The sequence below is a fragment of the Pseudomonas sp. 43mfcvi1.1 genome, assembly GCF_900115935.1.
In the GTDB taxonomy this organism is placed as follows: domain Bacteria; phylum Pseudomonadota; class Gammaproteobacteria; order Pseudomonadales; family Pseudomonadaceae; genus Aquipseudomonas; species Aquipseudomonas bijieensis.
This window is the reverse complement of the sequence record NZ_UETT01000001.1, coordinates 663,682-676,035: the sequence shown is the minus strand read 5'-3', so window position 1 is coordinate 676,035 and position 12,354 is coordinate 663,682. Positions and strand designations below refer to the sequence as shown.

General features: G+C 64.1%; 9 protein-coding genes and 2 riboswitches. Of the genes, 4 read left to right on the top strand and 5 right to left on the bottom strand.

Annotation, left to right across the window (positions count from 1 at the left end):
- Positions 1 to 76: 76 nt before the first annotated feature.
- The 3 genes from DTP52_RS03160 to cobW form a co-directional block, all read right to left on the bottom strand.
- Positions 77 to 1,078 (bottom strand): ATP-binding protein, encoded by a 1,002-nt coding sequence (locus DTP52_RS03160; RefSeq protein ID WP_109751799.1) that lies wholly within the window; start codon positions 1,076 to 1,078, stop codon positions 77 to 79.
- A gap of 174 nt (positions 1,079 to 1,252) precedes the next feature.
- Entirely contained in the window at positions 1,253 to 5,026 is a 3,774-nt protein-coding gene (gene cobN, locus DTP52_RS03155) for a cobaltochelatase subunit CobN (RefSeq protein ID WP_109751798.1), read from the bottom strand.
- Positions 5,027 to 5,029: 3 nt separating this feature from the next.
- Positions 5,030 to 6,094, bottom strand: a complete 1,065-nt coding sequence (cobW, locus tag DTP52_RS03150; RefSeq protein WP_109751797.1) for a cobalamin biosynthesis protein CobW — start codon at positions 6,092 to 6,094, stop codon at positions 5,030 to 5,032.
- A 96-nt stretch (positions 6,095 to 6,190) separates the two neighbouring features.
- Positions 6,191 to 6,404: riboswitch (cobalamin riboswitch) on the bottom strand.
- Positions 6,405 to 6,617: 213 nt separating this feature from the next.
- A riboswitch (cobalamin riboswitch) is annotated at positions 6,618 to 6,841 on the top strand.
- A 100-nt stretch (positions 6,842 to 6,941) separates the two neighbouring features.
- Here cobW and DTP52_RS03145 point away from each other — a divergent pair.
- The 4 genes from DTP52_RS03145 (at position 6,942) to cobM (ending at position 9,062) form a co-directional block, all read left to right on the top strand.
- Positions 6,942 to 7,130 (top strand): CbtB-domain containing protein, encoded by a 189-nt coding sequence (locus tag DTP52_RS03145; protein ID WP_025214547.1) that lies wholly within the window; start codon positions 6,942 to 6,944, stop codon positions 7,128 to 7,130.
- Positions 7,131 to 7,141: 11 nt separating this feature from the next.
- Positions 7,142 to 7,837, top strand: coding sequence for a CbtA family protein (locus tag DTP52_RS03140; RefSeq protein WP_109751796.1), 696 nt, complete (start codon positions 7,142 to 7,144; stop codon positions 7,835 to 7,837).
- Positions 7,834 to 8,238, top strand: a complete 405-nt coding sequence (locus tag DTP52_RS03135) for a cobalamin biosynthesis protein (protein WP_109751795.1) — start codon at positions 7,834 to 7,836, stop codon at positions 8,236 to 8,238. The genes DTP52_RS03140 and DTP52_RS03135 overlap by 4 nt, the downstream gene beginning before the upstream one ends.
- Positions 8,239 to 8,315: 77 nt before the next feature.
- Positions 8,316 to 9,062: a precorrin-4 C(11)-methyltransferase gene (gene cobM, locus DTP52_RS03130; protein ID WP_109751794.1), complete on the top strand. Its 747-nt coding sequence runs from the start codon at positions 8,316 to 8,318 to the stop codon at positions 9,060 to 9,062.
- Between the two features lie 201 nt (positions 9,063 to 9,263).
- Here the strand turns inward: cobM and nfuA are convergent, their stop codons facing one another.
- Together nfuA and DTP52_RS03120 are read right to left on the bottom strand one after the other, a co-directional pair.
- Positions 9,264 to 9,848 (bottom strand): Fe-S biogenesis protein NfuA, encoded by a 585-nt coding sequence (nfuA, locus tag DTP52_RS03125; protein ID WP_109751793.1) that lies wholly within the window; start codon positions 9,846 to 9,848, stop codon positions 9,264 to 9,266.
- 116 nt (positions 9,849 to 9,964) lie between these two features.
- Entirely contained in the window at positions 9,965 to 12,256 is a 2,292-nt protein-coding gene (locus tag DTP52_RS03120; protein WP_109751792.1) for a fatty acid cis/trans isomerase, read from the bottom strand.
- Between the last annotated feature and the right edge of the window lie 98 nt (positions 12,257 to 12,354).

Here is a 12,354-nt window from a genome sequence, read left to right as displayed (position 1 = left end):
CGGCCCTGGCGCCCCTGGTCGAGCCGTCCGGCACGGGGTCTGGCATTCGCCCCCGCCGGTGAACGGGGGCGAATGCCTAGGGCTTTTTTGGCCAGCTCGGCACTTCACGCCGGGCACCCGTCGGCAATGCCTGGGCCGGCAAATCACCCCACTGGCCCTGGCCTTCGTTGGGCTGAGCCGTTGCATTGACAGGTGTTTGCGGCGCCTGGGACGGTGTCGGTGCCGAATGCCCGCGTCGACGGTGACGCAAGGCAAACTCGGCGACAGCATCGATGTCTTCAGCGGCGATGACATCCGCTCCACGCCAAGCGGCATGGGCCCGGGCAGCCCTTAGCCAGACCAGATCGGCGCGCAAGCCATCGACCCCGGCGGCAAAGCAGCGCTCGGTAATCTGCGCCAGCGCCGCGTCATCCAGGGCAATCGCGGCCAAGCGGTTGCGCGCCTGCTGGCAACGTTCGCGCAGCTGCTGCTGGGCCATCTCCCATTCCGCGCAGAACCCCGCCGGATCACTGTCGAAATCCAAGCGGCGCCGAATGATCTGCCCGCGCTCGGCGGGTGCGGTGTGACCGTCGAGAGCCACGTTCAGGCCGAAACGGTCGAGCAATTGCGGACGCAGTTCGCCCTCTTCCGGGTTCATGGTGCCGATCAACACAAAACGCGCCGGGTGTCGGTGGGAAATTCCGTCGCGTTCGATCAGGTTGGTGCCGCTGGCGGCCACATCGAGCAACAGGTCCACCAGATGATCGGGCAGCAGGTTCACTTCATCGACGTACAGCACGCCACCGTCGGCCTTGGCCAGTACGCCGGGGGAAAACTGCGCGCGCCCTTCCCCCAGTGCTGCGTCCAGGTCCAGGGTGCCCACCAGCCGTTCTTCGGTAGCACCGAGAGGCAATGTGACGAACTGACCGCTGGCCAGCAGATCCGCCAAGCCCCGGGCCAGCGTCGACTTGGCCATGCCCCGCGGACCTTCGATCAGCACGCCGCCGATCTTCGGATCGATGGCGGCCAGGCACAGGGCGAGTTTCAAGTCATCGGCGCCGACCACGGCGCAGAGCGGGAAATGCGGGGTATCGGTCATATTGAATGTCTCATGAAATGTGCGAGGTTCCCTGTGGCGAGGGAGCTTGCTCCCGCTGGGGCGCGAAGCGGCCCCCAGAATCTGAGGTCCCAGTGCTGTTTCAGAATGACGACTGCTGCGCAGCCGAGCGGGAGCAAGCTCCCTCGCCACAAATGCGCGCCTGCCATCCTCATGTCAGTTGTCTTCTTCTATGTCCAACAACAAACTCTCCAGCGCCTGGCGATACTCGCCCGGCTCCTGCCACATCCCCCGTTGCTGCGCTTCGAGCATGCGCTCGGTCATGTCCCGCAGGGCATCAGGGTTGTGCTGGCGGACGAAATCCCGGGTGTCCGGGTCGAGCAGGTACGCATCGGCCAGCAAAGCGTACTGGTGATCGTCGATCAACTGCGTGGTGGCGTCGAAGGCGAACAGGTTGTCCACCGTCGCCGCCAGTTCGAACGCGCCTTTATAGCCGTGACGCTTCACGCCGTCGATCCACTTCGGATTCGCCGCGCGGGAACGGATGACACGGTTGAGCTCTTCTTTCAAGGTACGGATCTTCGGCAGGTCCGGCTGGCTGTGATCGCCATGGTAACTGGCCGCTGTCGCACCGCTGAGGGTCTCTACCGCCGCCAGCATGCCTCCCTGGAACTGGTAGTAATCGTTGGAATCGAGCAGGTCGTGCTCGCGGTTGTCCTGGTTCTGCAACACCGCTTGCACCTGGCTCAAGCGCCGGGAGAACTGCTCCCGGGCGGCAGTGCCTTCATCGCTGGCGCCGTAGGCGTAGCCGCCCCAGTTCAGGTACACCTCGGCCAAATCCTCGCGACTCTGCCATAAGCGACCGTCGATCGCGCCCTGCACGCCCGCGCCATAGGCACCAGGCTTGGCGCCGAAGATCCGCCAACCGGCCTGGCGAGCCGCAACCTCTGGTTCGAGCCCCGAGGCCAGCAGGGCTTCGCGCTCGCCACGCACCTTGGCCGCCAAGGGGTTCATGTCGTCCGGCTCATCGAGGGCGGCGACAGCCTGCACCGCCGCATCGAACAGGCGGATCAGGTTGGCGAAGGCGTCACGAAAAAAACCTGACACCCGCAGCGTCACATCGACCCGAGGTCGGTCCAACAGGCTCAACGGCAGAATCTCGAAATCATCGACCCGCTGGCTGCCGGTAGCCCACACCGGGCGCACGCCCATCAGCGCCATGGCCTGGGCGATGTCGTCGCCGCCGGTGCGCATGGTGGCGGTGCCCCACACCGAGAGGCCGAGCTGACGCAAGTGGTCACCATGATCCTGCAAGTGCCGCTCAAGGATCAGGTTCGCCGATTGGAAACCGATACGCCACGCCGTGGTGGTGGGCAGGTTACGCACGTCCACGGAGAAGAAGTTGCGCCCGGTGGGCAACACATCCAGGCGGCCACGACTCGGCGCGCCGCTGGGGCCGGCCGGGACGAAGCGCCCGTCCAGGGCGTCGAGCAAGCCGCGCATTTCCGCCGGGCCGCAGGCGTCCAGGCGTGGGGCCACGACGGATCGCAGGTTTTCAATGATGCTGCTGACCGCCTCCCAACCCGAGACATTCAATTGTTCGACCGCGCCATCCAGGGCCTGCTCGATCAACTGCGCAGCGAACAACTCCAGGCGCTCTCGGGTATCGCCAGCGGTGCGCCAAGGCTCGGCGCTGACCCGGCGCAACGCCTCGGGACAGTCGCCAGTCCAGGGCTCGGCCAAGGCACAATCCAGCGGATCGAAACCCAGCCCGAACGCCTTGGCCAGCGCTCGCAGCAGGCTCGACTGCGCGCCCTTGCCATCGCCACGGGGTATGCGCAGCAACGCCAGCAGCGTGTCGATACGCAGGCGACCGCTGGGCGACTCACCCAAAATATGCAGGCCATCGCGGATCTGCGATTCCTTCAAATCACACAGATAGGTGTCCAGGCGCGGCAGCCAGATCGCTGCGTCGGCATCGCTGTCGAGCGCGACATCGAGTTGCAGCTCGCGGTCGATGTGCGTCTCACGCACCAGATCCAGGATGTCCCGTTGCAGTTCCCGGGCGCGGCGCGGATCGAGCAACTGCGCCTCGTAGTATTCGTCGGCCAACAGCTCAAGGTTACGCAATGGACCGTAGGTTTCGGCGCGGGTCAGCGGCGGCATCAAGTGGTCGATGATCACCGCTTGAGTACGACGCTTGGCCTGGGCGCCCTCACCCGGGTCGTTGACGATGAATGGATAGATATTCGGCAGCGGTCCCAACAATGCATCGGGCCAGCAACTCTCCGACAGCCCGACGCCCTTGCCCGGCAGCCATTCGAGATTGCCGTGCTTGCCGACGTGGATCACCCCGTGGACGCCGTAGGTGTGGCGCAACCAGAAATAAAACGCCAGGTAGCCGTGGGGCGGCACCAGGTCAGGATCGTGGTACACCGCGCTCGGATCGACCTGATAACCCCGGGCCGGTTGGATGCCGACAAAGGTCAGGCCCAGGCGCAGGCCGGCGACCATCAGGCGCCCGTCGCGGAACATCGGGTCCTGCTCGGGCGAGCCCCAACGCTCCAGCACCGCCTGGCGGTTGGCCTCGGGCAATGCCTCGAACAGGGCCTGGTAAGCGTCGAGGGCCAGGCTCTGGTGACACGGGCGCAAGTCGAGGCTGTCCAGGTCGTTGCTGACGCCACCGAGCAATTGCTGGATCAGCGCGGTACCGCTGGTTGGCAGTTCGCCCGGCAATGGATAACCCTCGGCCTGCATGGCCCGCAGGATATTCAGCGCCGCCGCCGGGGTGTCCAGGCCGACACCGTTGCCGATTCGCCCGTCCCGGGTCGGGTAGTTGGCGAGGATCAGCGCCACGCGCTTTTCACCGTTGGGCAGGCGCGCCAGGGTGGTCCAGCGCCGGGCCAGTTCGGCAACAAAATCCATACGTTCGGGCACGGCCCGGTAACAGACCACATCGCTCTGGCTGCGCTCGCTGCGCCAGGCCAGGTCCTTGAAACTGATGGGGCGGCTGATGATCCGTCCGTCCAACTCCGGCAAGGCAATGTGCATCGCCAGGTCCCGCGGGCCCAGGCCCTGTTCGCTGGCGCGCCAGCCGGGTTCGTTGTCCTGGGCACAGATCGCCTGGATCACCGGGATGTTGCGGCGAAACGGCCGCAGGTGCGGCGCTTCAGGGCTGGATTGGGCGAAACCGGTGGTGTTGAGAATCACGCCGGCTTCGACCTCATCCAGCCAATCTTCCACCAGCGCGAGGCAACCGGGTTCCTTGAGGCTGGCCACGGCAATCGGCAACGGATTGAGCCCCGCCCCTTGCAGGCGCTGGCAGAACACGTCGATGAACGCCGTGTTAGCCGCTTGCAGGTGGGAGCGATAGAACAGCACCGCCGCCACCGGTAGATCGGCCTGCCAGTCGGCTTGCCAAGCGCCGAGGCTGGCGTTGGTGTTTGCGGGGTGATAGATCGCCGTGCGCGGCAGGGTTTGCGGTTCCCCCCACGGATAATCGCGGCCGAACCATAGGCTGCCCAGGTTGTGAAACAGGTCCAGGGCATTGCCCAACCCGCCCTGGCGCAAGAACTGCCAGAGCCGGTCGCGATCCTCGATGGGCACGTTGCTCAGGTCGCTGAGTTCCGGGTCCGGGCGATCGTCCCCCGGTACCAGGATCAGCTTCACCCCACGCCCGGCCAGCTCCATCAGGCGCTCGATGCCGTAGCGCCAATAGCCGATACCGCCGTGCAGCGACAACAGGATGACCTTGGCGTGGCGCAGTACATCCTCGAAGTACAGGTCCACCGAGGCGTGGTTCTGCACCTGCATCGGGTTGGCGAGACGAAACTCCGGGTAATCGTCCGGCAATTGCCTGGCCGCCTCGGCCAGCAGCGCCAGGCTGGAGTCGCCGCTGCACAGGATCACCAGTTCAGCAGGGGTTTGCCCCAGGTCGGCAATGTTGTCGTCCGATACAAAGCCGCCGGGCTGGGTCCTGAGCAGGTGCATGGCTTAGGCGCTGAGGGCGGCGCGCAACTGCGCTTCAAGCAGCGCGGCATCGAGCGCCTGGCCGATCAGCACCAGCCGGGTGACCCGCGCTTCATCGGCGCCCCACTGGCGGTCGAAATGCTTGTCGAACCGCGTACCAACGCCTTGGATCAGCAAGCGCATCGGCTTGTTCGGGATCGCCGCGAAACCCTTGACCCGCAGCACGCCGTGCTGGACCACCAGTTGCGTCAGCGCGTCCAGCAACAGGCTTTCGTCGGCCTGGGGCAACTCGATGGAAATGGAATCGAAGGCGTCATGATCATGGTCGTCATCGTCACCATCGTGGTGATGGTCGTGATGGCTGTGGCGGCCGTCGATGTGCTCTTCGGAACCGGCACCCAGGCCGATCAACACGTCCAGCGGCAGGCGACCGCTGCTGGCTTCGATGACCTTGACCGCCGGCGGCAGCTCTTCGGCCACTTCCAGGCGGACTTTGGCCAGGTCTTCCGGACTGATCAGGTCGGCTTTGTTGAGGATCACCAGGTCGGCGCTGGCCAGTTGATCGGCGAACAGCTCGTGCAACGGTGATTCGTGGTCCAGGTTCGGATCGAGTTTGCGCTGGGCATCGACCTGGTCAGGGAAGGCAGCGAAGGTACCAGCGGCCACGGCCGGGCTGTCGACCACCGTGATTACCGCATCGACGGTGCAAGCGCTGCGGATTTCCGGCCATTGAAAGGCCTGGACCAACGGCTTGGGCAGGGCCAGGCCGGAGGTTTCGATGAGGATGTGGTCGAGATCGCCGCGCCGGGCCACAAGTTCGCGCATCACCGGGAAGAACTCTTCCTGCACGGTGCAGCACAGGCAGCCGTTGGCCAATTCGTAAACGCGGCCGTTGGCTTCTTCTTCGGTGCAACCGATGGAACACTGCTTGAGGATCTCGCCGTCGATGCCCAGCTCGCCGAACTCGTTGACGATCACAGCGATGCGGCGGCCCTGGGCGTTGTCGAGCATGTGCCGCAGCAAGGTGGTTTTGCCCGAGCCGAGGAAACCGGTGACGATGGTGACGGGAAGTTTGGCCAGTGTTTTCATCCGATGCCCCTTGGCAAAGTGGCGGGCAAACGGGACGACAACCGCAGGCAAGGCACGCGCGGAAGATTTCGCCACCGGATCACCCCGCCCGGTTGTAGTGAGAATCTGTGTCGAGGCAGGTCTCCTGGCTGACGGCGGGCCAGTCATTGACTGGCGATTGCTGCGCCTTCCCGTGCGCCTGTTGTAATGGGCATGCACAGTGGCCTTGCAGAAACAGCACCGTTCACAGTTGCGGGGGCAGCCGCGGCTTGGACCGCGTTCCCTTCTTAGCTTCGGCACAGGCCGAAGAACCTCGAAGGCGCAAGGCTACGCAGGGTGTGGGGGCGGGTCAATCTCCAGAGCGTTCTGCGGTGCATGGGCTGCCGTCATCGCGAGCAGGCTCGCTCCCACAGTTGATCTTGGTTGAACACGGATGTTGTGTACGGCGCAATTCATTGTGGGAGCGAGCCTGCTCGCGATGGGTTCAACTCGATGTCAATCTGGAAACCCCTGCCAATTGACGCCCCGCCCCCGCCCATGCTCTCCTGTGCGCCTAGTTTTGGGTGCCCTTCACAGGGTGAAACGGGAAACCGGTGAATCGTGTGCTTTACTTCAAAGCCACGTCAGTCCGGTGCTGCCCCCGCAACGGTAAGCGAGCGAAGCGTCTGAACCACTGTGTCTTTCGACATGGGAAGGTGACGCTTGCAGGCCAGGCACAAGCCCGGCCCCTCGCAAGCCCGGAGACCGGCCCATGACTCATGCATCAACAAACCCGCGGTGGGCGGGCGCTGTTCGAACCTTGGCGGGCTTTCGCCCGGGGTTTCATTGCGCTCGAATCACCCACTGAACAAGAACAGAGGGAAGCGCCATGTCGACTATCAGCAGCACCGCCCGCACCGCCAGCAGCACCACCACCCTGAGCCAACGCCTGAGCGCTGCGATCTTCGCCTCGATCCTGGGTGCCGGCCTGGTCTATTTCGCCGGTTTCTCCCACATCGAAGCCGTGCACAACGCCGCCCACGACACTCGCCACAGCGCCGCCTTCCCGTGCCATTGAGACCTGACGACATGATCAAGCGTATCGCCCAGACCGCGGGCTTCAGCGGCTTGCTGGCCGCCCTGCTGCTGACCCTGCTGCAAAGTTTCTGGGTATCGCCGCTGATTCTCCAGGCGGAAACCTTCGAGAAGGCCCCGGCGACCGAGGTCCATGAACACGCCGACGGCGTGGCTCACACCCATGATGCCGAGGCCTGGGAACCGGAAGATGGCTGGCAGCGCGTGCTGTCCACCACCGGCGGCAACCTGGTGGTCGCGGTGGGTTTTGCCCTGATGCTGGCGGGCCTGTACACCTTGCGCGCCCCGACTCGCACCTCCCAGGGTCTGCTCTGGGGCCTGGCCGGTTATGCCACCTTTGTCCTCGCGCCGACCCTCGGCTTGCCGCCGGAACTGCCTGGTACGGCGGCGGCCGATCTGGCCCAGCGGCAGATGTGGTGGATCGGCACCGCGGCATCCACGGCGGTGGGCATTGCCTTGATCGCCTTCGGCCGGCATTGGCTGCTCAAGGTGCTGGGCGTGGCTACGTTGCTGGTGCCCCATGTCATCGGTGCGCCGCAGCCCGAAGTCCACTCGATGCTGGCGCCCGAAGCGCTTGAGAGCCAGTTCAAGATCGCCTCGCAGTTGACCAACATTGCGTTCTGGCTGGCCCTGGGCCTGATCAGCGCCTGGCTGTTTCGTCGCGATAGCCAAGCCCACCACAACGCATGACCACCGCGCCGATCCTGGTGATCGGCCTGGGCTGCCAGCGCGGCTGCCCGGCCAGTACGCTGCGAGCCTTGCTCGACCAGACACTGCTGGCCCATGGCATCGCACTTGATCAAGTGCAGGCCCTGGCCAGTATCGACCTCAAGCGTGACGAACCGGGCCTACTGGAACTGGCCGGGCAACTGGCACTGCCACTGACTTGCTTCAGCGCCGAGCAGTTGGCCGGTTACCAGGGGCGACTCAGTCACCGCTCGGAGATCGCCTTCGAGCGGACCGGTTGCTACGGCATCGCCGAAAGCGCCGCCCTGGCCCTGGCCGACCAATTGGGCGCGACGTCCGCAACGCTGCTGATCGCTCGCCAAAAAGGCCCCAAGAGCACGTTGGCATTGGCGGTTGTGGCGTAAATCCCGATAATCCGCCCCCAGGATCATGAGCGATTTTCATCTGGGCAGCGCTCACCCACCTTCTACAGGAGCCGGTCATGACCGTTTACTTCATCGGCGCCGGCCCCGGCGACCCGGACCTCATCACAGTCAAAGGCCAACGACTGATCCGCAACTGCGCGGTGATCATCTACGCCGGCTCCCTGGTGCCGATGGCCGTGCTCGAAGGTCATTGTGCAGAACAGGTGATCAACAGCGCCGAGCTGCACCTGGAACAGATCATCGAATTGATCAAGAGCGCCCATCTCAAGGGCCAGGACGTGGCCCGGGTGCATTCCGGCGATCCGAGCCTGTACGGCGCCATCGGTGAGCAGATTCGTTGCCTGCGGGAACTGGACATCCCTTTCGAAATCATCCCAGGCGTCACCGCGACCTCAGCCTGCGCCGCCCTGCTGGGCGCCGAACTGACCTTGCCGGACATCTCCCAAAGCCTGATCCTCACCCGCTACGCAGACAAAAGCCCGATGCCCGCCGGGGAAGAACTCAGCAGCCTGGCGCAGCACGGGGCGACCATGGCGATTCACCTGGGGGTCAATCATCTGGAAAAGATCGTCAGTGAACTGCTGCCCCACTACGGCGCCGATTGTCCAATCGCGGTGATTCACCGGGCCACTTGGCCGGATCAGGATTGGGTGCTGGGGACGCTGGCCGATATCGCCGAGAAGGTTCAGGCCAAGGGTTTTCGCCGTACGGCGCTGATTCTGGTGGGGCGCGTGCTGGGTAATGAGGTGTTCAGCGAATCGTCGCTGTACCGCGCCGGGCATGCGCATCTCTACAGGCCCTGACTCGATCAGCAAGAGCCAACCGGGATCCCCTGTGGGAGCGAGCTTGCTCGCGATAGCGGTGGATCAGCCAGCAGCGATGTTGAATGTGCCGACGCCTTCGCGAGCAAGCTCGCTCCCACAGGGATTGGCGGCGGTCGGATCTGCGCCCATAAAAAAACGGTGCTCACGGGCACCGTTTTTTATATCCGCAGCGAACACCTATCAGTAGTAGGCGTTTTCTTTCTGCGTATGGTCGGTCACGTCGCGCACGCCCTTGAGCTCTGGAATGCGCTCGAGCAAGGTGCGCTCGATGCCTTCCTTCAAGGTCACGTCAGCCTGGCCGCAGCCCTGGCAGCCGCCGCCGAACTGGAGCACGGCGATGCCGTCTTCCACCACGTCGATCAGCGAAACCTGGCCGCCGTGGCTGGCCAGCCCCGGGTTGATTTCGGTTTGCAGGTAGTAATTGATGCGCTCGTTGACCGGGCTGTCGGCATTGACCATCGGCACCTTGGCGTTCGGCGCCTTGATGGTCAACTGGCCGCCCATGCGGTCGGTGGCGTAATCGACCACCGCATCGTCCAGGAACGCTTCGCTGAACGAGTCGATGTACGCGGTGAAGCTCTTGAGCCCCAGCGCGGTGTCTTCGGCTTTCTCTTCCCCCGGCTTGCAGTAGGCAATGCACGTCTCAGCGTACTGGGTGCCGGGCTGGGTGATGAAGATGCGGATCCCGATACCCGGGGTGTTCTGCTTGGACAGCAGGTCGGCCAGGTAATCGTGGGCGGCATCGGTAATCGTAATAGCGGTCATGGGAACTCCTCGCAGGCTTGCCGGCAGTTTACGCCAATCGACGCGCCGGACAAAGTCCCAGTATTTTTGTCGGGAAAGCAGCCAGCGGCGACGGGTTCCGTCGCCGGGCCTCCCGATCAGAGGTTCTGGTAGCGATTCATGTCCAGCACACCGGCCTCCAGAGGCTCCGTTTCCTGGATATACCGGTCCAGATCATGGAAGTAGTCCCAGAACTGCGGGTGGCTGCGACGAATCCCCCAGCGTTCGACGATCCGCTCGAACGCCGGCGCATCCTGGGCGTTTTCCATGGCATCGACGAACGCCGGCACTTGCCCGGCCGGGATGTTGAAGATGAAGTTCGGGTAGCTGCTGAGCACGCCCGGATAGACCGTCAGCGTGTCCAGCCCCGGCTGGTAGCGCGCCTCCTCGCCCAGCAGGAACGCCACGTTGCTGTGGGCACGGTTGCGCAGCAGGCTGTAGACCTCACGATGGCCGCTGGCGGTTTCGACGCGCAGCAGAGTCGCTTCCGGCAGTTGGTCGATCACCTTGAGCCCCGCCGCCGGGCGCGACACCAGCCGACTGAGGGCCTGCTCGGCGTTTTGCAACGTCGGATCGATGTTCGGCCGCGAGCAGTAGGCGCCGTCGCAACGGTTGATCGGATCGGGCCGCGCATTCAGGTCGCCATAACGGGCCAGCAGTTGCTGGGCGAAATCGCGCTTGGGGTCGCGTTCGTCGAGCTTGAGGGCGGTCGGCTTGTCGTCGTCGATGGACTCATAATCGAGCCACATCTTGAACTTGCCGCCGGCCTGATACCAGTCGTCGAGATAGCCTTCCCGGGAGTCGGCCGGCATCAAGCGCAGGAAATTCTGCTCCGCGCCGTTGCGGATCAGGTCGAAATACAAGCGGGTCTGGGCCTGGTGGGAGACGTTGCCGAACACATCGAAATTCACTGCCAACTGGTAATAGGTACGCTCCAGCAACGGGAAGTCGAACAGCCACATCGTCTGCGGCACCTCGCCGATCAACCCCTTGGTGACCGAAGCACTGTCGAAATGCCGGAAAATGCTCAACAGCGCATTGTCATTGCCAGCCCATAGCGTCGACCAGCTCGGCGCCGGAAGCTCGGCGTAATTGTCGCGGCGCAAGGCTTCGTACTCGTTGCGTTTGTCCCGGTAGTCGAGCCACAGGCTGAGGACGCTGCCCACGTCATCGTTCTGCCCGGGCATCGCCAGCAACGGCGTGGCCTGGCCGCGGTAGTTCGGGTCGGTGATGTAGAGGTCATGTTCGGGAGCCTGGAACAGCGCCCAGAAATTGTCACGGATTACGTCCGTGGCGATCTGGCCCCGGCACACCGGTCCGCGAATGAAGGTGCGCACGAAATACTCGGCGTTATCGAGCATGAACTGGTAGCGGGCCTGCGCCGGAATCGCTTCAAACGTGGAAAACGGATTGGCCCGGCGCTCCGGCCCATAGCCCGGCAAGGCGCTGACCTGCCATTTGCCGCTGTAGAACAGGCTCTTGATCCGCGCCATCTTCGCCGCGCTCAAGCCATAGGTGATGTGGGTCTTGTGCACGATCACCCCTTGCACCGGCCAGAGCCGGTAATAGATGCGGGTGCCGGGATCGTCGTTCGGACGGCGGGTGTTGATCAGGTCGATGGGCTGGCCGGTGGGAGTGCGCGAACGCACCCATTGAAAGAAATGCCCCGGTTCGCCGTCCTTGAAATAGATATGCGCCAGAAACCAGTGCTCGAACAGCCAACGGCCCACCAGGCTCTCCCGGGCACCCGGGGCGTTGAGCAGGTTTTCCCATTGCACCACTTGCAAGGCTTCGGCGGCGCTCGGGGCCAGGGCCTGCTGATCGATGGGAGCGCCGGCGGCCAGCCAGCGCTGCAGGGTCTGGTATTGCTGGTCGGTCAGGCCGGTGACGGCCAAGGGCATGCCTTCCCTGGGATGGGCGCCTGCGTATTCGTCGAATTGATCCGGCAGCGCACAGCTGTTTTCCCGATTGAGGCCCAGCACGATGTCTTCCGGCAGCTTGGCGTTGGGCTGCAGCGGCGTGCGGTGGCCCAACTCCAGCATGCGTGCCATCAGGGCTGCCTGGCTGCCTTGGGCGTCGAGCACCGAATAGAAACCCTTGCGCTGCCAGGCGCGCTGCCCGGAGGCGTCATAGAACAAACGGGTCGGATCGGCAGCCTGACGGCGCTCGCCGTCATACACCGACAGCTTGCTCGCCCCCCGTGCCGCGCCTTCGCCGCTGCCCAGGTTCAACTGGCAGGCGGAATCGTAGCAGGCATGGCAGGCCACGCATTTTTCCGTGAAGATCGGCTGGATGTCGCGTGTGTAGGAGATCGCGGGAGCGGGACTCCCGGCGGCTGCGGCAATAGACAACAGCAGCAACAGACTGCCGAATAAGACGCGGTACGGCATGTCTCGGGTCCCTAAGAGATAGTCCGGCGATTCTACCGGGCCAGCATCGCCTTGCAAACATGAGCGATATTCATGCAAAACCCCATCATGATCAAATC